Source organism: Bradyrhizobium genosp. P (genome assembly GCF_049949265.1).
Lineage (GTDB): Bacteria > Pseudomonadota > Alphaproteobacteria > Rhizobiales > Xanthobacteraceae > Bradyrhizobium.
In genome coordinates, this window is sequence record NZ_CP188195.1 from 1,999,472 (window position 1) to 2,020,888 (window position 21,417).

Sequence of the window (21,417 nt, forward strand, 5' to 3'; positions counted from 1 at the left end):
ATGTCTCCCCCGTCCGACCGGCTGCCGTCGATCGATGGCGAGGCGTCGCTCGCGACGCGGGCGGCGTGGCTGTATTTCGCGGCCGGGTTGACCCAGTCGGAGGTTGCCGACCGCCTCAACATCCAGAGCACCAAGGCGCACCGGCTGATCGCGCGCGCCAGCCGCGAGGGCATGATCCGGGTTTTCGTCGAGGGGCCGGTTGCCGAATGCGTCGCGCTGGAGAACGATCTCGCGCAGCGCTTTGGCCTGTCGTTCTGCCGCGTCGCACCGGATTTGGGCGAGGGTGAGTTGCCGTTGAAGGCATTGGCGCTCGAAGGCGCGAGCTTCCTCCGCCAGATTCTCGAACGCGGCGACGACAAGGTGATCGGCGTCGGCCATGGCCGCACGCTTGCGGCCGTCGTCGAGCAGATGCCGCAGACGCCGGCCCGCGACGTGCAGTTCGTGTCGCTGCTCGGCGGGCTGACCCGGAAATTCGCCGCCAATCCGTTCGACCTGATCCATCGCCTGGCGGAGCGCACCGGCGCGGAAGCCTATCTGCTGCCGGTGCCGGTGTTCGCGAATTCAGTCGCCGACCGCGCTGTGCTGATGCAGCAATTCGGCATCGCCGAGGTGTTCGCGCTGGCGCGAAAGGCCTCGCTGCTGTTCGTCGGCATCGGCCAGATCAGCCGCGAGGGATTTCTGGTGTCGAGCGGCATGATCAGGCCCGACGAAGTGGCCGAGTTGAAGCGCGTCGGCGCCTGCGCCGACCTGCTCGGACATTTCTTCGGCGCCGACGGAGCCGTGCTCGACACCGATCTCTCGGCGCGCGCGACCTCGATGAGCGTGTCCGACCTGAAGAAACATCGAATCGTCGCGATCGCCGGCGGCACCGCGAAGGTGACGGCGCTGCGCGGGGTGCTGCGCAGCGGCGTGCTGCACGGCTTCATCACCGACGAAGTGACAGCGAAAGCACTCGCCACCGATAAGCCGGAGACGACATCCGGCAGGACGAGAAGCAAGGCCCGGAAGGAAACGTAACAAGCGTCAACAAGGAGAGGAAATACATGTTCGATCGCGAGAAGAATCTGTTCGACTCCTACGCCGCCAAACGCATCAGCCGCCGCGATCTGCTTGACGGCGCCGCCAAGCTCGGCATCGCGGGTGTTGCCGCGAACGCCGCTTTCGCCTCATCGACGTCGAACGCGATGGCCGCCGACTTCAACTGGAAATCGCAGAGCGGCAAGTCCGTCAAGCTGCTCCTCAACAAACATCCCTATGTCGACGCGATGATCGGCGACATCGAGGCGTTCAAGACGCTGACCGGAATGAACATCACCTACGATATTTTCCCGGAGGACGTCTATTTCGACAAGGTGACCGCAGCGCTGTCGTCGAAGTCGGACCAGTACGACGCCTTCATGACCGGCGCCTACATGACCTGGACCTACGGTCCGGCCGGCTGGATCGAGGACCTCAACACCTACATCAAGGATCCGGCGAAGACCAACCCGGCCTTTGCCTGGGACGACGTGCTGCCGGGCCTGCGCGCTTCGACGGCGTGGGATGGCGTCGCCGGCTCCGAACTCGGCTCGGGCAAAGCCAAGCAGTGGTGCATCCCCTGGGGCTATGAGCTCAACAACATCACCTACAACCGCAACATCTTCGACAAGGTCGGCGTCAAGCCGCCGAAGAACCTCGACGAGATGCTGGAGGTCTCGGCCAAGATCACCAAGGACGCCGGCGGCCCTTACGGCGTCGGCGTGCGCGGCTCGCGCTCCTGGGCGACCATTCATCCCGGTTTCCTGTCGGCCTATTCGAATTTCGGCCAGAAGGATTTCGTGATGGAGGGCGGCAAGCTCAAGGCCGCGATGAACACCAAGGCGTCGAAGGATTTCCACGAGAAGTGGGTCAGGATGATCCAGACATCGGGCCCGAAGAACTGGTCGACCTACACCTGGTACCAGGTCGGCACCGACGTCGGCGCCGGCGCCTCCGGCATGATCTTCGACGCCGATATCCTTGGCTACTTCATGAATGGCGGCGACAACAAGGAGAAGGGCCACCTCGGCTATGCGCCGTTCGCCGCCAACCCGGCCGCCAAGGCGCCAACTCCCAACGTCTGGATCTGGTCGCTCGCGATGTCGACCTTTTCCAAGCAGAAGGACGCGGCGTGGCTGTTCATGCAGTGGGCGGCATCGACCGAGCACGGCCTGTTCGGGGCGCGCAAGATGGACCTCGTCAATCCGGTGCGCGCATCCGTGTGGAAGGACAGCGAGTTCCGTGACCGCATCGCGAAATCCTATCCGGGTTATCTCGAGCAGCATGACGTGTCGTCGCCCGGCGCCAAGATCTACTTCACGGCGCAACCGCTGTTCTTCGACCTGACGACGGAATGGGCCGCCTCGTTGCAGAAGATGGTGGCGAAGGAAGTCACCGTCGACGAAGGGCTCGACCAGCTCGCTGACAGCATCAACCGCCAGCTCAAGCAGGCCGGCCTCGGCTGATCCATCGCGTGGTGCCGATTCCTCCGCACCACGCCAACCCCGCCGGCCCGGACACTGGCCCCGATCCGGGTCGGCGGATTTTCCTCTTGTATGTGATCTCTTATCATCATGAGCATGGTCCAACTTCTTCAGACGAATGCGCAGGCGGCGCCGGCAAGACCCAAGCCGCGCGTCCGCTTGCTGCCCTATCTGCTGAGCCTGCCCGCGCTGCTGATTTGCGTCGCGATCCTGGTTCCGTTCGTGACCGCGGCGATCTATTCGCTGCAGCGCTACCGGCTGAACCTGCCGTATCTGCGCGGCTTCATCGGCCTCGACAATTATATCGACTTCCTCTCCGATCCTGCGTTCTGGAACACGCTCCGCATCTCGATCACCTATACCGTGCTGACGGTCGTGCTCGAGCTCTTGCTCGGCCTGACGATCGCGCTATTGCTGCGCCGGCCGACCCGATTCCACAACGCGGTATCGATCATGCTGCTGTTGCCGCTGATGACGGCGCCGGCGATCGCGGCGCTGATGTGGAAGCTGATGACCAATCCAAGCTTCGGCATCCTGTCCTATCTCGTCAGCCTGTTCGGCGTCACCGATTTCAAATGGGCGTCCGATCCGTCGACGGCGCTGTTTACCGTCGTGCTGGTCGATATCTGGGTCTACACGCCGTTCATCATGATCCTGCTGCTTGCGGGGCTACGATCGCTGCCGCGCCAGCCGTTTGAGGCGGCAGCCCTCGACGGCGTGCCGGCGACCTTCGTGTTCTTCCGCATCACGCTTCCGATGCTCACGCCGTACATCATCACGGCGTCGCTGTTCCGTTTGCTCGACTCCATCCAGCAATTCGACATCATCTATGCGATGACGCAGGGCGGGCCGGGCGACCGGCTGATGGTGTTCCAGGTGCAGGCCTATCTCGAATTCTTCCAGTATACCAATGTCGGCAGGTCGGCGGCGCTGTTGATGATCCTCTGGCTCATCACCAACATTCTGTCGAACATCTTCATCAAGAACTGGCTTCGCCTGCGCGCGCGTGCGCACGGCCACGCGTGACGCCGGGAGGATCGTGATGGAACATTCCAGCTTTGTCGGCCGCATCTTCCGGGGCGTCGCGCTGACGCTGATCCTGCTGTTCTTCATGTTTCCGATCGTCTGGATCTTCCTGATGTCGTTCCAGAGCAACGACCAGATCTTGCGGATTCCGCCACGCCTCCTGTTCGAGCCGACGCTGTCGAACTACCGGGCGCTGATTTCGGGTCAGTTGCAAACCGCTGCGGGCAATCTGCAGATTACGTTCATGCGCAACCTGTTCAACAGCATCGTGCTGTCGAGTGCGGCGGTAGCGCTGGCGTTGCTACTTGGCGTGCCTGCAGCTTACGCCTTCGCCCGCTTCAAGTTCCGGCTCGGCGAGACCATCGCCTTCACGCTGCTATCGTTCCGTTTCGCGCCGCCGCTGCTCGTGTTACTGCCGCTGTCGCTCTACTATCAGGAACTCGGTCTCAACGACACCTATTTCGGCATCGTCTGGGTCTACCAGCTCATCGCGCTGCCCCTGATCCTGTGGATCGTGCGCGGTTATTTCGAGGACATCAGCCCCGACATCGAGCATGCCTATCGGCTCGCCGGGCACTCCTGGGGTGAGGCGTTCACCCGCATCGCGGTGCCGCTGGCGGGGCCAGGCATTGCCGCGGCCGGGTTGTTGTCGTTCATCTTCTGCTGGAACAATTTCGTCTTCGCGCTGATCCTGGCGTCCGCCGACAAGCAGCCAGTGACGGTCGGCGCGCTCGCCTTCGTCACGGCCTCGGGCATCCAGTATGGTCAGATCGCCGCTGCGATCGTGCTCTCGGTGACGCCGACGTTGCTGCTGGCACTCTATGCCCAGCGCTATCTGGTCGAGGGCCTGTCGCTCGGCGCGGTGAAAGGCTGAACCGATGGCGCGTCTCGAACTGAACTCGGTCAGCAAGGCATTTGGCGCGGCGCGGCCGGCCGAAGACCTGTCGCTGACGGTCGAGCCCGGCGAGATCGTCGCCGTGTTCGGTCCGTCAGGCAGCGGCAAGACCGTGCTGTTGCGCATGATCGCCGGCATGTTCGAGCCCGACGATGGCGACATCCAGGTCGGCGGCCGCTCGATCGTGGGTGCGGCGCCCGAGCGCCGCGGCATAGGCATGGCGTTCCAGAATTTTGCGCTATTCCCGCACATGACCGCGCGCGACAATATCGCGAGCGGCCTGCGTGCCAAGGCCGCCGACGTTGCGGCCCGCGTCGCCGCGATCAGCAAGCTGCTCAAGATCGAGCACGTGCTCGGACACACGCCGCGCGAATTGTCGAACGGCCAGAAACAGCGCACCGCGCTGGCACGCGCGCTGATCGGCAATCCCGAGGTGCTGCTGCTGGACGACCCCTTGCGCAACGTCGACGCCAAGCTGCGCTACGAGATGCGGCTCGAGCTGCCAAGCCTGCTGCGGCGCGGCGCGGCCGCGGTGCTCTATGTGACGCAGGACTATCGCGAGGCGATGGCGATCGCCGACCGTATCGCCGTGCTGATCGATGGCCGCCTCGCGCAGGTTGCGACGCCGGCTGATATCTATGCGCAGCCCGCCTCCGTCGCGGTCGCGCGGCTGTTCGGCGATCCCACCATCAATCTCGCCGAGGTCACGCCGGTTGCTGAGCATGACGCACTCTCGGCTGTGGTCGCGGGTGCCAGGACACGGCTTGGTTCGGCGGTCGGCGCCGCGCCCGACGGCCCATGCTGGCTTGCCATCCGGCCGGACGATCTCGTGATCTCGTCTACACCCGGCGACGACGCCATCCCGGCGCGGATTCTCGCGGTGACGCCGATGCACGAGAAGGCGGTGCTGCTGCTCCGCCTCGCCGATGGAATGGAGTGGCTGGCGGCGCTGCCGCACGACGCCTCGCTGGGCACCGCCGATGATGCCGTCTTCGTCCGCTTTGACCCTGAAGCGGCGATGCTGTTCGATCGCGCGACCGGCCTCTGGATCGGCCTGTCGCATCGCCGCCAGGCGGCATAGGGAGCGGATGGCCATGGACATGCTCGAACTCAGGGGCGTCGACAAAGTCTACCGCAGCCGGGGCAAGGCGCCGGTTCAGGCGGTGCGCGCGTTCGACATGGTGGTTGAGAAGGGCGAGATCGTCGCGTTGTTGGGATCGTCGGGCTGCGGCAAGACCTCGACGCTACGGATGATCGCGGGCTTCGAGGACGTCTCGGCCGGATCGATCGTACTCCACGGGCGGCAGATCCATGAATTGCCTCCGGCGCGGCGCAAGGTGGCGATGGCCTTTGAAGGCTATTCGCTCTATCCGCCACTGACGGTTCGCGAGAACATTGCGTTCGCGTTGAAATCCGGACAGCTATCGCGCGGCGAGGTCTCGCGCCGGGTCGACGAGATCGCCCGCCTGATCGAGATCGACGACATCCTCGGCAGCTACCCCCGCGCGATCTCCGGCGGCCAGCAGCAGCGCGTCTCGCTGGCACGGGCGCTGGTGCGCGATGCCGATCTCTATCTGCTCGACGAGCCGATGGGACAGCTGGAGCCGCAGCTGCGGGCCGTGCTGCGCGGGCGGATCAAGAGCCTGCTCGCCGAACGTGGCATGACGGCGATCTTCGTCACCCATGATCAAACCGAGGCGAGCGCGCTGGCCGACCGCATTGCGGTGATGGAAGGCGGCGTGCTGCAGCAATTCGCCAGCGAAAAGGACTTGAAGAACCGGCCCGCGAACCTGTTCGTCGCGAGCTTCATCGGCGAGCCGCCGATGAACCTGCTCGACGCTGATGTTATCACATCGGATGGCGGCTTCCGGCTGTCGATCGGTTCAGGCATGACCTTTGATATCAGCGCGTCCGGACTCGACGTCGCGGCCGCGAGGGCGCTCGGCGAGACGGCGCAGGTGCGGATCGGCATCCGGCCGCAGAAGATTGCGGTCGGCACAGGAAATGTCCCGGTCAAGGTCGTCTCCAACCAGTGGCTCGGCGATCAGTCGCATGTCGCCGGTGACTGCGGCGGCCGGATGCTGATTGCGGTGACGCAAGGGCGCGTTGCGGTGCGGCCGGGGGATATCGTCCCGTTCGCGCTGGAGCCGCGTCATTTTCATATCTTCGGGATCGACGGGACCTGCATTCGCCATGCGGAGGTGTCCTGACGATGGCCGCCGTGAACCGCGACGTCATCATCGGCATCGACGCCGGCACTTCGCTGATCAAGGCGGTGGCGTTCACGCTCGCCGGCGTGCAACTCGGTGATATGTCGCTGCCCAATGCCTACAACACTGCGAGCGGCGGCCATGTCGAGCAGGACATGGCGCGGACGTGGCGCGATACCGTGGCGGTCATTCATGGGCTCGAGACGGCCGTGCCCGAACTCGCTTCGCGCGTGGCGGCGATCGCCGTGACCGGGCAGGGCGACGGCACCTGGCTGATCGATGATGACGGCCGGCCGGTCGCGCCGGGGCTGCTCTGGCTCGACTCCCGCGCCGGCCCGCTGGTCGAGGAGATCCGCGCGAGCGAGCACAACGCGCTGCTCTATCGGCGTACTGGCTCGGGGCTCAGCGCCTGCCAGCAGGGACCGCAACTGGCGTGGTTGCAGGCGCATGCGCCGGACACGATCGCCAGGGCCGCGACCGCCTTTCATTGCAAGGACTGGCTCTATTTCCTGCTAACCGGCGAGCGCGCGACCGACCCGTCGGAGGCCACATTCACCTGCGGTGACTTCCGTAAGCGGAGTTTCGACACCGAGACCGCGCGCTTGATCGGCATCGCCGATCTGCTGCGGCTGTTTCCGCAAGTCGTCGACGGTGCCGCGGTGACGCATCCGCTGACCGCGGCGGCCGCGATCGAGACCGGCATGCCCGAGGGCGTACCGGTCTGTCTCGGTTATGTGGATGTGCTCTGCAACGCGCTTGGCGCCGGTCTCTACGATCCGGCGCCCGACGTCGGCTGCACCATCATCGGTTCGACCGGCATGCATATGCGTCTCGTCAGGAGCGCGGACGCGGTGACGCTGAACCCCGAGGCGACCGGTTACACGATGCCGTTCCCGGTTCCCGGTCATTATGCGCAGATGCAGTCCAACATGGCGGCGACGCTGAATATCGACTGGCTGCTCGATCTCGCGCGCGACGTGCTGGCAGCCGAAGGTGTGACGCGGTCGCGCGCCGATCTGATCCGCCGGCTCGACGATCAGGTGCTGCAGGCGAAACCGGGCGAGGTGCTGTTCCATCCGTTTATTTCCGATGCCGGTGAGCGCGGCCCGTTCGTTTCGCACGAGGCGAGCGCGCAATTCTTCGGCCTGCGCTCGCGTCATCGTTACGGAGACTTGATGCGCGGCGTGATGGAGGGGCTCGCCTTTGCCGCGCGAGATTGCTACGCCGTGATGGGCGCGCTGCCGCGTGACGTCAGGATCACGGGCGGCGCGTCGCGCAGCCGTGCGCTTGGCGCGATTCTCGGCGCCGCCTTGGACTGCAACATCCGCGTCTGCAACCGCGGCGAGGCCGGTGCTGCGGGAGTTGCGATGATCGCGGCCGTTGCGATCGATGCCTATCCCGACATGACCGCGTGCGCCGAGCATTGGGTCGCACCTCATCTCAGCGCCCCGCAAGCGCCTGACGCGGCGCTGGCGAAGCGTTACGCCCGGATGTTCCCGACTTACCTCGATGCGAGGCTGGCGTCGCGGCCGGTCTGGAAGCAATTTGCCGCGCTGCGCGCCGGAGACGACCATGTCTAAGTCCATTGCCATCATCGGCGACCGCTTCATGCTGCCGTCGATGTTCGCCGAGCACATCGCATCGGCCTGCGGCAACGGCGTCGATATCCGCACCCTTGAGCAGCCCTGGCCGGACGAGCCGATGGAGCACGGCTACGCGGGGTCGAAACTCGACGGGTTGAAGGAATTCATGGGACAGCCTGACGAGATCGTCGCCTTCATCGGCGATGCGGGCCTTCTCGTCACCCATCTGGCGCCGATCTCGCGGTCGATGCTGGAGCGCCTGCCGAACCTGAAGTTCATCGCGGTCTCGCGCGGAGGACCCGTCAACATCGATTTGCTGGCCGCGCGCGACCACAATGTGCTGGTCGTCAACACGCCCGGCCGCAACGCCAGCGCGGTCGCGGAGTTTACCATCGGCGCCATCCTGGCCGAGACCCGCCTGATCCGCAGCGGCCATGAGGCGCTGCGCGCGGGCGAATGGCGCGGCGACCTCTATCGTGCCGACCGCACCGGGCGAGAGCTCGGCGAGATGACGGTCGGCATCGTCGGCTACGGCGCGATCGGCAGCCGCGTGGTGAAGCTGCTCAAGGCATTCGGTTGCCGGATCCTGGTCGCCGATCCCTATGTCCAGATCAGCGCCCAGGACCGCAATGACGGCGTCGAGCATGTCGCGCTCGGCGATTTGCTGGCGAGGGCCGACGTCATCACCTTGCACGCGCGGGTCACGGCCGAGACCACGGGCTTGATCGGGCGGGAGGCGCTGGCGCGGATCAAGCAGGGCGCACTCCTGGTCAATACCGCGCGCGGTCCGCTGGTCGACTATGCGGCGCTCCACGATGCGCTGGCCTCGGGGCATCTTGGCGGCGCTATGCTCGATACTTTCGCCGTCGAGCCGGTGCCGGCGGATTGGCCGCTGTTGCAATTGCCCAACGTCACGCTGACGCCACACATCGCCGGCGCCTCCGTGCGCACCGTCACCGTCGCCGCCGAGCGGGCGACCGAAGAGGTTCGCCGCTTCCTGGCGGGCGAGCCACCACTCAATCCGTGCTGAAGAGGAAAGACTATCCATGACCCGTGAAGAACGACAATTGCGTGAGGCGATCATTGCCAAGTGCCGGTGGATGAATGCGTCGGGTCTCAACCAGGGCACATCGGGCAATATCTCCGCGCGCTACAAGGACAGGATGCTGATCACGCCGTCAGCAACACCCTATGATGCGATGAAGCCGGACATGATCGCCTCGATGCCGCTCGAAGGCGCCTATGGCGAATGGGACGGACCGCTGCAGCCCTCCACCGAATGGCGCTTCCATCTCGACATCATGCGCGCCCGGCCCGATGTCGGCGGTATCGTCCACACCCATTCCACCTATGCGACGGTGCTCGCGATCGCGCGCAAGCCGATCCCGGCCTGCCACTACATGATGGCGGCGTTCGGCGGCACCGATATCCGATGCGCCGGCTATGCACGCTACGGCACCAAGGAATTGTCGGAGCATGCCATATCAGCGCTCGAGGGCCGCAACGGCTGCCTGCTCGCCAATCACGGCATGATCGCGCTCGGGCCCAATCTCGACAAGGCGATGTGGCTCGCAGTCGAGCTCGAGACCATCGCGCGGCAATATTATCTCTCGCTTGCGCTCGATTCGCGGGTCGTGCTGTCCGACGAGGAGATCGCCGAGACGGCGCAGGGGTTCTCTAGCTACGGCCTGCAGGCGCCGAAGCCGAAACAGAAGGCGCGCGTAACGGCGAAGGCGGCGCCTCGCCGCGCCGAGAAGAGGCGTAGCAGCAAGCGATGAATGGTGCTGCGCTCGCCGCAGGCAGGGATCACGGGCTGGTCGATATCGCCGTCATCGGCGGCGGTATCAACGGCGCCGGCATCGCGCGCGATGCCGCGGGCCGCGGACTGAAGGTGCTGCTCTGCGAGAAGGACGATTTTGCCGAAGGCACGTCGTCGCGCTCGGGCAAGCTGATCCATGGCGGCCTGCGTTATCTCGAATATTACGAATTTCGCCTGGTGCGCGAGGCCCTGATCGAGCGGGAAGTCCTGCTCGCCTCGGCGCCGCACATCATCTGGCCGATGCGCTTCGTGCTGCCGCATTCGCCAGAACAGCGGCCGGCCTGGCTGGTCCGCACCGGGCTGTTCCTTTACGACCATCTCGGCGGCCGCAAGCGCCTGCCGTCGAGCCGTAGCCTCGATCTATCGCGCGCGCCCGAAGGCGCGCCGCTGCGTCCCGAATTTCGCCGCGCCTTCGAATATTCCGACTGCTGGGTCGACGACGCGCGGCTCGTCATCCTTAACCTGATCGATGCTGCGGGCCACGGTGCCGTGATCCTGCCACGGACCCGCGCCGTCGGCGCCCGCCGGGACGGCGACACGTGGCGGCTCGAGATGCGGCGCGGCGATGGGACCACCGAGGTCGTGCGCGCGCGGGCGCTGGTCAACGCAGCCGGGCCGTGGGTGCAAGACGTCGTGCAGGGCGTCACCGGCCTGAACTCCGGACACAATGTGCGGCTGGTCAAGGGCAGCCATCTGGTGGTCCCGAAATTCTGGAGCGGGCCGCAGGCCTATCTGCTGCAGAACGACGATCGCCGCGTCATCTTCGTCAATCCCTACGAGAGCGATCTCGCGTTGATCGGCACCACCGACATTCCGTATGAAGGACGCGCCGAACAGGTCGCGATCGATGACTCCGAGATTGTCTATCTGCTGCAGGTATTGCAGCGCTATTTCAGGAGCGCCCCGCAACGGGGCGACATCGTGCACGCCTTCTCGGGCGTGCGGCCGCTCTATGACGATAATGCCGAAAATCCGTCGGCGGTGACGCGGGACTATGTGTTCGAGATCGACGGCGCGGCTGCTGTCGTGCCCTTGCTGTCGATCTTTGGTGGCAAGATCACCACCTATCGGCGGCTCGCCGAGCACGCGATGCAACGCCTCGCGCCCTGGTTTCCGAAGCTGGCGCCGGCATGGACGTCCGGAAAGCCGCTGCCGGGCGGCGACATCGGCGAGTTCGACGAGTTCGCCGGCGAACTGGCCGGCGACTATCCTGGTTTGCCGCGCGACCTGGTGCAGCACTATGCACGGCTCTACGGCACGCGGGCGCGCAAGCTGCTCGGGCCGGCCCGTAACTGTGCGGATCTCGGACGCCATTTCGGCGGGCATCTCTACGAGCGTGAGGTGGCCTATCTGCGCGACACCGAATGGGCGACGACGGCGGCGGATGTTCTGGACCGCCGCACCAAGCACGGCCTGCATCTGACATCGGCGCAGCGCGATGCCTTCGAAAGTTACATTGCAGGCACCTAGAGTAGAGGCAGGAGCCTAGGCGTGTGGGCTTTCCCCGAGCGTGCCCGCCACCGCGGCGATGGATTCACGCAGCCAGTGATGCGCGGGCAGGTCGTCGAGGCGGCGGTGCCAAAGCATGACGCTGCGCAGCCGGGGCGCCTCAAACGGGAGCTCCCTAATCTCGATCGGATGCGCCCGGCGGAACTCCTGTGCCAGATTTCGGCCGAGGATTGCGACCAGGTCGGACTGCACGAGCACCGCGCCCGCCGAAAGATAGGGCACGTCGAGAGCCACTGAGCGGGTCGCGTTTTGCGCCTGCATCGCCTGGTCGAGAAAATTCATGTTCTCGCCGCTGGAGGAGATCGCCAGATGCCCCAGCTCCGCCAGCGCGGCGATCGTCAATTTTTTCTTCAGTGCCGGATGGCCGCGTCTCAGTACCGCGACGTAGCGGTCCTCGATCAGCACCTTTGACGCAAGCCGCTCGGCATCGGCTTGCCGTGCCGATATCACGAGGTCGAGCTCTCCGCGATCGAGCCTGTCGGTAAGGTCCAGCGTGCCGCTCGGCACCAGGGAAAGCCGCACGTTCGGCGCTTGCGCCCGCGCTGCGGCCACGATCGGGCCGACAAGGACCACTGCGGCATAATTGTTCACCGCGATCGCGAAACGCCGCTCAGCGGTTGCGGGATCGAAGCTGTCTCCGGCGATGGCGACCTGCAGATCGTTCAGCGCCTTGCGGACCGGCAGCGCGAGCTGCTCGGCGCGAGGCGTCGGTACCATGCCTGCGGAGGTGCGAACGAAGAGCTGATCGTTGATCGTCTGCCGCAACCGGTTCAGCGCGTGGCTGACCGCCGGCTGGCTGAGCGCGAGCGCATCGGCTGCGCGCAGCACGCTGCGCTCGCGCATCACGGCGTCGAACACGAGCAGCAGATTGAGATCGAGATTCCTCACCTTCATAACGCGTCGTATTCCCAACGTGCATCTCCATATTACATCAATTCATTTGATTAATACAGCCATCGCGCCCACTTTCGCGGCATGTTCAGATCAGCCAACCCACAGATCGGGCGTCACGCGGCGGAGGCGACAGCGCGGGTGCTGGTGACCACCGTCACCGACGCCAACGCGCCAGCCATGCCCAGCACGGCGGATCTCCTGCGCTGGCGACAGCAGAATCCTCTCGCCGTCTGGACCCACGTCGATGTGCCGAGCGGTTCGGCCGAGTTGCGGCGCGCGGCGCTGATCGTGGCCGTCGCTGCCGCGCGTGACCCGCGGCACAGGCATCCATCCCAATTGATCCTGCTCGGAGCCAGAGCAGCCGGACGGCTGGCGCTTGAACTGGTGCTCGAGGGCGTTCTCGCCTGTGACGGCATAGTTGTCACTGATATTCCCTGCGGTCCGCTGCGATCGCCGATAGTATTGAGGACGGCCGCGGTGCGGCTGGTCGCGCACAAGGATGGGCCGGTATCGGAGCATGGCCTGATCGATGCGTTGCGCGCGGCCGATATCGACGAGCGAATCTTGATGCTCCCGCCGGGAAGCGCCCGCGACGCGGAGGCGACCGCGAGCGCAACCGGAACCTTCCTGCTTGAACTGGTCGCGACCATCAGTCGTCAGGCCAGCAACGGAGTTAGATCGCATGATGACCAGGACTAAGACAATCAGCGTGGCGGCTCTCGCGATCGGCGTCCTGATCGCCGCGGGTGCCTATGTCCGCTATCGGCCGGCTTCGCATGTAGCCGGAAGCAGTCCATCTCAATCCGCGAGTGCGGTGCCCGTCACCGTCGCGCATGTTCGGCAGCACGATGTGCCGATCGTGCTCGAAGGCCTCGGAACCGTGACGCCGATCAACACCGCGACGATCCGCACTCAGGTGCAGGGCACGCTCGAGAGCGTCGACTTCGTCGAGGGGCAACCGGTCAAGCGCGGGCAACGGCTCGCGCAGATCGATCCGCGCGTTTTCCAAGCGCAGGTGGATCAGGCCGCCGCGGCGCTCACCCGCGACCAGGCGGCATTGAAGAACACCAAGGCCGACCTTGCGCGGACCCAGCCGCTGGCCAACCGCGGCTTCGCGACCAAGCAATTGCTCGATACCCAGTCCTCACAGGTGGCGCAGGGCGAGGGCACGCTGCAGCTCGACCAGGCGGCGCTCGAAGCCGCGCGCACCCAATTGAGCTTTTCGACGATCACGGCCCCGTTCGATGGTGTCACCGGCATCCGCCGGATCGATCCCGGCAACATTGTCGCGCCCTCGGATGTTAACGGCCTGGTCATCCTCACCCAGTTGCAACCGATCTCGGTGATCTTCACCTTGCCGTCGACGCAGATTCCCGACGTGCAGCAGGCCATGGCGGCAGGCAATGCCACAGTCGACGCATTCGACGCACAGAACCGCAAACAGCTCGACCATGGCAGCCTGATGCTGATCGACAACCAGGTCGACAGCTCGACCGGCACGGTGCGGCTGAGGGCGTCGTTCCCGAATGCCAATCGGACGTTGTGGCCGGGTTCCTTCGTCAACATTCACCTGACGATCGCCGTCAAGTCCAATGCGCTCACGGTGCCGCTGACTGCGGTGCTGCAGGGGCCGAACGGACCATTCGTCTATCTGGTCAAACCCGATCACACGGTCGAGGTGCGCAATGTCACTGTCGGTCAATCGCGGGCGGGCGAGGCCATGATCGCGCAGGGCGTGTCGGCATCCGACACCGTGGTCGTCGCCGGCCAGTATCGCCTCGCCAACGGCGCCACTGTGGAGGCCGTTCCCGCCGATCAGGAATCGCGCGTGCAGAATGCATCAACAGCGAGTGCAGGAATGCTGCCATGAACATCTCCAGAGGTTTCATTCTCAGGCCGATCGCGACCGCCTTCCTCGCAATCGGCATCACGCTGGTCGGCCTGATCGCGTTCTTTCAACTTCCGATCTCGGCGCTGCCGAATGTCGATACGCCGACGATCCAAGTGACCGCGCAATTGCCCGGCGCCGATCCGCAGACCATGGGCTCCTCGGTCGCGACGCCACTGGAGCGACAGTTCGGGCAGATCGCCGGACTGACCAGCATGAGTTCGAGCAGTGGGCTCGGCAATACGCAGATCACGTTGCAATTCGCCCTGAATCGCAGCGTCGATGCAGCAGCACAGGACGTCCAGACCGCGATCAATGCGGCAGCGGGGCAATTGCCGAAGACCCTGCCGTCGCCGCCGACCTACAAAAAGATCAATCCGGCCGACGTTCCGGTGCTGCTGATCGCGCTGATGTCGGACACGTTGCCCCTGACCAAGGTCAACGACTATGCCGACAGCATTCTGGCGCAAAAACTGTCGCAGGTCCCCGGCGTCTCGCTCGTCACCATCGGCGGCGAACAAAAGCCCTCGATCCGGGTGCAGATCAATCCGGCCAAGCTCGCGGCCACCGGCCTCGACCTCGAACAGGTCCGCTCGGCGCTCGGGGTTGCGACCATCAACCAGCCAAAGGGCGTGCTCTATGGCAGCCAGCAGGCCTATACGCTCGCCACCAACGACCAGGTCCTCGAAGCCGATGGCTACGACAATCTGATCATCGCCTACCGCAACGGCGCGCCGCTCCGGTTGCGCGACGTCGGTCATGCTGTGGTGGACGCCGAGGACATCACGCTGCATGGATGGTACAACGACAAGCCGGCTATCGTGCTGGCGATCCAGCGTCAGCCGGGCGCGAACGTGATCGCTACCGTGGATCGTATCAAGTCAATCCTGCCGCAGCTGATCGCGGGCCTGCCGACCGACATTCAGGTCAAGATCGCCTCAGACCGCACGCAGACCATCCGCGCCAGCGTCGCCGACGTCCAGTTCACGCTGCTTTTGACCATTGTGCTCGTGGTCGGCGTGATCTTCTTGTTCCTGCGTAACGTCTGGGCCACCATCATTCCGGGCGTCGCGGTGCCGATCTCGCTGATCGGAACTTTCGGCGTGATGTATCTGTTGAACTACAGCCTCGATAATCTTTCGTTGATGGGGCTCTCGATCGCGGTTGGTTTCGTGGTCGACGACGCCATCGTCATGGTCGAGAACATCTCGCGGCATATCGAGGAGGGGCTATCGCCACGCGAGGCCGCGCTTAAAGGGGCGGGCGAGATCAGCTTTACGATCATCTCGATCTCGGTGTCGCTGGTCGCGGTGTTCATTCCGCTGCTCCTGATGGGCGGCGTGATCGGCCGCATGTTCCAGGAATTTGCCGTCACGGTGTGCGTTGCGATCGCGGTCTCGGTCGTTGTCTCGGTGACGTTGACACCGATGATGTGTGCCACGCTGCTCGCGCCATCCCATGATGCGCGGCCGGGCGCGGTGTCACGATGGCTGGAAAGCGGCTTTGTCGCGATCCAGTCCGGCTACGAAGCCGTGCTGCGGCTGGCCCTTCGCTTCAAGCCGGCGACGATGTCGGTGATGCTCGCAAGCATTGCGCTGACCGGCGTGCTGTTCGTGGTGATCCCGAAAGGGTTCTTTCCCCAGCAGGATACCGGCATGATCGCCGGCATCACGGAGGCATCCGCGGACGTGTCGCCGACGCAGATGGCCAGCCTGCAGCGCAACGTCATCGACATCATCGCGCGCGATCCCTCGGTTGCGAATGCGACGGGCTATATCGGACCGGGCGGACCGACGGTGACCGAGAACAACGGCCGCCTGTTCATCCTGCTCAAGCCGCGCCAGCAGCGCGACTTCACCGCCGACGAGGTGATCCGCCAGCTCAATGCCAAATTGCAGAAGCTGCAGGGCATCCAGGTATTTATGCAGGCGACGCAGGACATCAACCTGGCGAGCCGTCTGTCCAAGACGCAGTACCAGTTCACGCTCACGGACGTGAATCAGGATGAGCTCAACACCTGGTCGGACAGGCTGTACAACAAGCTGAAGACCTTGCCGCAGCTCGCCGACGTCGCGAGCGACCAGGCCAATGCCGGACGGCAGCTCAAGCTCAGGATCGACCGCGACGCCGCCTCGCGCCTCGGCATCGATCCCGCAGCCGTCGACAACACGCTGTACGATGCATTCGGCCAGCGCCACGTGGCACAGCTCTTCACCACGCTCAACACCTACTTCGTCATTCTCGAGGTCGATCCGTCGTTCCAGCTCGGGCCTTATGCGCTGAACCGGATCTATATCCGCTCGGGTAGCGGCACGATGGTGCCGCTGGGCCAGTTCACCTCGATCGAGTATGGCACCGCGCCGCTGGCGGTGAATCACCAGAGCCAGTTCCCGTCGGTGACGCTGAGCTTCAACCTGTCGCCCGGAACCGCGGTCGGCACAGCGGTCGCCGCCGTCCAGAAAGCAACGGCGGACATGCACATGCCGACGACGGTCGCCACCAGCTTCCAGGGTAATGCGCAAGCCTTCCAGGCTTCGCTCGCCAGCACGCCGGTGCTGATCGTGGCGGCGCTGGTCGCAGTCTATCTCATCCTCGGCATGCTCTACGAGAGCGCGATCCATCCGATCACGATCCTGTCGACGCTGCCGTCGGCCGGACTCGGCGCGCTGGCGGCATTGATGGCGTTCGGCTTCGGCCTCGATGTGATCGGGATCATCGGCATCATCCTGTTGATCGGGATCGTGCAGAAGAACGGCATCATGCTGATCGACTTCGCGCTGCAGGCTGAGCGGGATCGCGGATTGACCGCCGAGCAGTCGGCTTTTGAAGCCTGCAAAACCCGTTTCCGCCCCATCCTGATGACGACGATGTGCGCAATGCTCGGTGGCGTGCCGCTGATGATCGGCGCCGGCACCGGCGCCGAGCTCCGGCAGCCGCTCGGCTACGCCATGGTCGGCGGCTTGATCGTTTCGCAGCTCCTGACGCTGTTCACCACGCCGGTGGTCTACATCTATCTTGACGGCCTGACCCATTGGATCAGCCAAAAACGCGGGCACCGTTCGTTCAAGCCGGCCGGGCACGCATCCTTTTCGACTTGAACCGGAGTCGAGCTGGTCCCCGGTGAGCGAGGATCCAAATTCCAGCCTGTGCATCGCAGCGGAGTTGAGCATGAATATCCGACATCAGGAGGTGCTGGCGTCAGCCGGGCGCATGAGCGGAATTCCCCAGGTCACATTCGGGTTCTGGGTGATAAAAACCGTTGCGACGGCGCTGGGTGAGGTCGGAGGCCACGCCGTCGGGGGAACCGGGAGCTATCTCATCGCCATCGCCTGCGTTGCCTCGATCGGGGGGCTATTTGCAATCGATCGCTATAACGAGGTCGCATTCTGGCTTGTGCTGCTCGCCGTTTCGGTCGTCAGCGCGGCGCTGGCCCATACGACGGACCACTCGCTCGGGATCGGCGATTTCGCCGCGTCCCTCCAGCTCGCCGCACTGCTCGTGCTTGCGCTGATCGTGTGGTTTCGGACCGCCGGAACAATCGGGATCGCCTCCATCGTTTCGGTCCGGGACAAGGCTCTGTTTTGGATCGCCGTGATGCTGGCGCAGACATTCGCCAGTGCACTCGCCGATTGGACGATCGATCCTGGCCAGACCGGCTCGGCCATCGTGCCGCTCGCCGTCGTTCTTGGCCTGCCTGCGGTGGCGGTGGTCTCCCGCCGGGAGCGGGCCACGCACCCCGCGCTGTTCTGGACGACCTTTGTGCTGACCGGAATCCTGGGCGCCTTGTGGGGCGACTTGCTGGTGCGCCTCGCAATATTCTGATCTATTGCTCATGCTCTGAGCATATGATCTCATGCCGGGATGGATCCGCGGCTGCCCGAGACCGATCTCGTCATCTTCGACTGCGACGGCGTCCTTGTCGACAGCGAGGAGCTGAGCTGCCGCTGCCTGTCTGACGCGCTGGGCCAGATCGGCATCGAGATGAGCAGCGAGCAGGTGCTCAGGCTGTTCCTTGGCCGCAGCACGGCGGCGGTGATCGAATATTGCCGCGATGCCGGACGGCTGGTGCCGGAAAACTTCCTGACCGATCTGACGGGGCGTGTCCGCGAAACATTCCAATCCGAGCTCAAGCCGATACAAGGTGTCGGAGCGGTGCTGGCGGATTTGGGCCTGCCGCACTGCGTCGCATCGTCGAGCGATCTCGAGCGGGTGAGATTTTCGCTGGAGCTGACCGGCCTTGCGGCGTATTTCGGGCAACGGCTCTACACCTCGCAGATGGTCCAGCGCGGCAAGCCGGCGCCGGATCTGTTTCTGCATGCGGCCGGCGAGATAGGATGCGAACCGCGCCGGACGCTGGTGATCGAGGACAGCGTCAGTGGCGTGATGGCCGCGAAGGCGGCGGGCATGAAAGTGTGGGGGTTCGTCGGTGGCGCCCACTATCGCTCACGTGACGGCAATGGTCTGTTGCGGGAAGCCGGAGCGAATCGAATTTTTGCTTCGATGATGGATTTTTGGACCGAAGGTTGAGCTACGGCCATGGCGACGCCCGACAACGAAAAGTCCCGCCTCGACGATGCGGCGCGCGCCGGCTGGCTCTATTTCATCGCGGGCCACACCCAGGATGAGATCGCCAGGATGCTGCAGGTGTCGCGCGCCTCGGCGCAGCGCCTGGTGTCGCTCTGTCTCGCCGAACGGCTGATCACGTTTCGTCTCGAACACCCCATTGCGGGCTGCATGGAATTGGCCTCGAAGCTGAAGGACCGGTTCGACCTGGCGCATTGTGATGTCGTGCCGACCGATCCGTCGGCGCCACTTTCGACTGCGGGAATCGCCGAGCGCTGCGCGAATGTCCTGGAGACCACGCTGCGTTCGGAGACGCCCGTGATCGTGGCGCTGGGCACCGGCCGCGCCGTGCGCGCCGCGGTCGAGCGCGTCTCGCCGATCGAGCGGCCCGATCACCAGATCGTCTCGCTGGTCGGCAACATCTCCGCCGACGGCTCGGCGAGCTTCTACGATACCGTGGGGCGGCTGGCCGACCGCACCGGCGCGCGGCATTACCCGATGCCGCTGCCGTTCCTGATGTCGAGCGAGGACGAGCGCAACCGCATGGTCCGCATCGAGCCGATCGCGCGGGTCAAGGCGGTGGCGGCGAGGGCCGATCTCAGGCTGATTGGCGTCGGCCAGATGGACCAGAAGGCGCAGGTTCATGTCGACGGCTTCGTCACCCGCGAAGAGCTGCTGGAGATGATGCGGCTCGGCGCCGTCGGCGAGGTGACCGGCTGGGCCTATGACGCCAAGGGAAAGCTGATCAAGGGCGGCACCAACAAGCGGCTGACCAGCATTCCACCGCAGATTCCCGCCCAATCCACCACGATTGCCGCAGCCGTCGGCACCGCCAAGGTCCCGGCGATCAAGGCCGCGCTCACCGGCCGGGTGATCAACGGCCTGATCACGGACGAGGCGACCGCGCGCGCGATCCTCGATCGCTGAGCGCCCCGAGGCGTTCCCTTCGCATCTGCAAAAACTCCATTCCAAGGTGTGATGACGTCAGCAATCGCGCGTGGCGGCGTATCCGGGCGCTTGACAAAATTCGGCGACAGTATGAACATACGCTCAACACGTGGGCATATGCTCAACGTGGCTATGGGAGGTCACCTTGAAACACGTCCTTTGCGCCGTTGCGGGCGCCGCTGCCATTTTGATTTCCGCTCCCTCGCTGGCCCAGACCACGTTGACGATCGCGACCGTCAACAACAGCGACATGATCCGCATGCAGGGGCTCACCGGCGAATTCACCGCCAAGAATCCCGATATCACGGTCAAGTGGGTGACCCTCGAAGAGAACGTGCTGCGCCAGCGCGTGACCACGGACATCGCCACCAAGGGCGGTCAGTTCGACGTGCTGACCATCGGCACCTATGAGGTGCCGATCTGGGCCAAGAAGAGCTGGCTAGTGCCGCTCGACAAGCTCGGCGCTGACTACGACGTCAACGACCTGTTGCCGAAGATCCGCGACGCGGTCTCGGTCGACGGCAAGCTCTACGCCGCGCCGTTCTATGGCGAGAGCTCGATGGTGATGTACCGCACCGATTTGTTCGACAAGGCCGGCCTGAAGATGCCGGAAAGCCCGACCTGGGACTTCGTGGTCGATGCCGCGAAGAAGCTGACCGACAAGGCCGGCGGCGTCTACGGCATCTGCCTGCGCGGCAAGGCTGGCTGGGGCGAGAACATGGCGTTCCTGACCGCGATGTCCAATTCGTTCGGCGCGCGCTGGTTCGACGAGAAGTGGGAGCCGCAGTTCAATTCGCCGGAATGGAAGAAGACGCTGACGACCTATGTCGACCTGATGAAGCAGGCCGGCCCTCCCGGCGCCTCCTCGAACGGCTTCAACGAGAACCTCGCTTTGTTCAACGCCGGCAAATGCGCGATGTGGATCGATGCCACGGTGGCGGCGTCCATGGTGACCAACCCGAAGGATTCCAAGGTTGCCGACAGGGTCGGCTTCGCGCTGGCCCCGAACACCGGGCTCGGCAAGAACGCCAACTGGCTGTGGGCGTGGAGCCTCGCGGTTCCCGCCGGCTCGAAGAAGGTCGACGCGGCCGAGAAGTTCATCGCCTGGGCGACCAGCAAGGATTACAGCAAGCTCGTCGCGGACAAGGAAGGCTGGGCCGCGGCACCTCCCGGAACGCGCACCTCGCTGTACAAGAACCCCGACTATCTGAAGGCGGCGCCGTTCGCCAAAATGACGCTAGCTTCGATCGATGCGGCCGATCCGAACCACCCGACTGTGAAGCCGGTGCCCTATGTCGGCGTGCAGTATGCGGCGATCCCTGAATTCCAGGGCCTCGGCACCAGCGTGGGCCAGCAGTTCTCGGCTGCGCTCTCCGGCTCCATGACAGTCGATGCCGCGCTCGCGGCTGCCCAGTCCTCGACCGAGCGGGAAATGAAGCGCGCGGGCTATATCAAATAGGCTTCGTCCCGTTCGTCCGGCTCAATCCTCCCGAGCTGGGCCACTCGCGACCATCCTGTCCCGCAACGGGATGGTCGCACTTCCTAGGCTCTCAGATTGACGCGTTTTCTTCACGCGAACCG

18 protein-coding genes are annotated in these 21,417 nt (G+C 64.7%); 17 read left to right on the forward strand and 1 reads right to left on the reverse strand.

Annotated elements, in window-relative coordinates; all coding sequences use genetic code 11:
• The 10 genes from ACP2YO_RS09860 (at position 1) to ACP2YO_RS09905 (ending at position 11,504) form a co-directional block, all read left to right on the forward strand.
• Positions 1 to 1,017: a sugar-binding transcriptional regulator gene (locus ACP2YO_RS09860; RefSeq protein WP_426440689.1), complete on the forward strand. Its 1,017-nt coding sequence runs from the start codon at positions 1 to 3 to the stop codon at positions 1,015 to 1,017.
• 26 nt (positions 1,018 to 1,043) lie between these two features.
• Positions 1,044 to 2,483, forward strand: a complete 1,440-nt coding sequence (locus ACP2YO_RS09865) for an extracellular solute-binding protein (RefSeq protein WP_426440690.1) — start codon at positions 1,044 to 1,046, stop codon at positions 2,481 to 2,483.
• Between the two features lie 114 nt (positions 2,484 to 2,597).
• The gene (locus ACP2YO_RS09870) at positions 2,598 to 3,527 is read left to right on the forward strand and encodes a carbohydrate ABC transporter permease (protein ID WP_426443117.1); all 930 of its coding nucleotides are present in this window, start codon (positions 2,598 to 2,600) and stop codon (positions 3,525 to 3,527) included.
• Between the two features lie 16 nt (positions 3,528 to 3,543).
• Positions 3,544 to 4,401 carry a carbohydrate ABC transporter permease gene (locus ACP2YO_RS09875; RefSeq protein ID WP_426440691.1) on the forward strand — a complete coding sequence of 286 codons (858 nt, stop codon included), beginning with the start codon at positions 3,544 to 3,546 and terminating at the stop codon, positions 4,399 to 4,401.
• A gap of 4 nt (positions 4,402 to 4,405) precedes the next feature.
• Complete coding sequence (locus tag ACP2YO_RS09880; RefSeq protein ID WP_426440692.1) at positions 4,406 to 5,503, forward strand: ABC transporter ATP-binding protein; 1,098 nt, start codon at positions 4,406 to 4,408, stop codon at positions 5,501 to 5,503.
• A gap of 19 nt (positions 5,504 to 5,522) precedes the next feature.
• Positions 5,523 to 6,632, forward strand: coding sequence for an ABC transporter ATP-binding protein (locus ACP2YO_RS09885; protein ID WP_426443118.1), 1,110 nt, complete (start codon positions 5,523 to 5,525; stop codon positions 6,630 to 6,632).
• A 2-nt stretch (positions 6,633 to 6,634) separates the two neighbouring features.
• Entirely contained in the window at positions 6,635 to 8,212 is a 1,578-nt protein-coding gene (locus tag ACP2YO_RS09890) for an FGGY family carbohydrate kinase (protein ID WP_426440693.1), read from the forward strand.
• Positions 8,205 to 9,245: a 2-hydroxyacid dehydrogenase gene (locus ACP2YO_RS09895; RefSeq protein WP_426440694.1), complete on the forward strand. Its 1,041-nt coding sequence runs from the start codon at positions 8,205 to 8,207 to the stop codon at positions 9,243 to 9,245. The genes ACP2YO_RS09890 and ACP2YO_RS09895 overlap by 8 nt, the downstream gene beginning before the upstream one ends.
• A gap of 16 nt (positions 9,246 to 9,261) precedes the next feature.
• Positions 9,262 to 9,993: a class II aldolase/adducin family protein gene (locus ACP2YO_RS09900; protein WP_426440695.1), complete on the forward strand. Its 732-nt coding sequence runs from the start codon at positions 9,262 to 9,264 to the stop codon at positions 9,991 to 9,993.
• A complete protein-coding gene (locus ACP2YO_RS09905) occupies positions 9,990 to 11,504 on the forward strand; it encodes a glycerol-3-phosphate dehydrogenase (protein WP_426440696.1) in 1,515 nt (504 codons plus the stop codon). The genes ACP2YO_RS09900 and ACP2YO_RS09905 overlap by 4 nt, the downstream gene beginning before the upstream one ends.
• A 15-nt stretch (positions 11,505 to 11,519) precedes the next feature.
• Here ACP2YO_RS09905 and ACP2YO_RS09910 read toward each other — a convergent pair whose 3' ends face one another.
• On the reverse strand, positions 11,520 to 12,455 hold the full coding sequence (locus ACP2YO_RS09910) for a LysR family transcriptional regulator (protein ID WP_426440697.1): 936 nt from the start codon (positions 12,453 to 12,455) through the stop codon (positions 11,520 to 11,522).
• 63 nt (positions 12,456 to 12,518) lie between these two features.
• Between ACP2YO_RS09910 and ACP2YO_RS09915 the strand changes: the two genes are divergently transcribed.
• From ACP2YO_RS09915 to ACP2YO_RS09945, 7 genes are all read left to right on the forward strand, one after another.
• Positions 12,519 to 13,136 carry a hypothetical protein gene (locus tag ACP2YO_RS09915; protein WP_426440698.1) on the forward strand — a complete coding sequence of 206 codons (618 nt, stop codon included), beginning with the start codon at positions 12,519 to 12,521 and terminating at the stop codon, positions 13,134 to 13,136.
• Positions 13,120 to 14,307 (forward strand): efflux RND transporter periplasmic adaptor subunit, encoded by a 1,188-nt coding sequence (locus ACP2YO_RS09920; protein ID WP_426440699.1) that lies wholly within the window; start codon positions 13,120 to 13,122, stop codon positions 14,305 to 14,307. The genes ACP2YO_RS09915 and ACP2YO_RS09920 overlap by 17 nt, the downstream gene beginning before the upstream one ends.
• Positions 14,304 to 17,423 (forward strand): efflux RND transporter permease subunit, encoded by a 3,120-nt coding sequence (locus ACP2YO_RS09925; RefSeq protein WP_426440700.1) that lies wholly within the window; start codon positions 14,304 to 14,306, stop codon positions 17,421 to 17,423. Before ACP2YO_RS09920 ends, ACP2YO_RS09925 begins: the two co-directional genes overlap by 4 nt.
• Positions 17,424 to 17,493: 70 nt before the next feature.
• Positions 17,494 to 18,147 carry a hypothetical protein gene (locus ACP2YO_RS09930; RefSeq protein ID WP_426440701.1) on the forward strand — a complete coding sequence of 218 codons (654 nt, stop codon included), beginning with the start codon at positions 17,494 to 17,496 and terminating at the stop codon, positions 18,145 to 18,147.
• A 39-nt stretch (positions 18,148 to 18,186) separates the two neighbouring features.
• Complete coding sequence (locus ACP2YO_RS09935; RefSeq protein ID WP_426440702.1) at positions 18,187 to 18,852, forward strand: HAD family hydrolase; 666 nt, start codon at positions 18,187 to 18,189, stop codon at positions 18,850 to 18,852.
• A 9-nt stretch (positions 18,853 to 18,861) separates the two neighbouring features.
• The gene (locus ACP2YO_RS09940) at positions 18,862 to 19,815 is read left to right on the forward strand and encodes a sugar-binding transcriptional regulator (protein ID WP_426440703.1); all 954 of its coding nucleotides are present in this window, start codon (positions 18,862 to 18,864) and stop codon (positions 19,813 to 19,815) included.
• Between the two features lie 166 nt (positions 19,816 to 19,981).
• The gene (locus tag ACP2YO_RS09945) at positions 19,982 to 21,295 is read left to right on the forward strand and encodes an ABC transporter substrate-binding protein (protein WP_426440704.1); all 1,314 of its coding nucleotides are present in this window, start codon (positions 19,982 to 19,984) and stop codon (positions 21,293 to 21,295) included.
• Positions 21,296 to 21,417 lie beyond the last annotated feature (122 nt).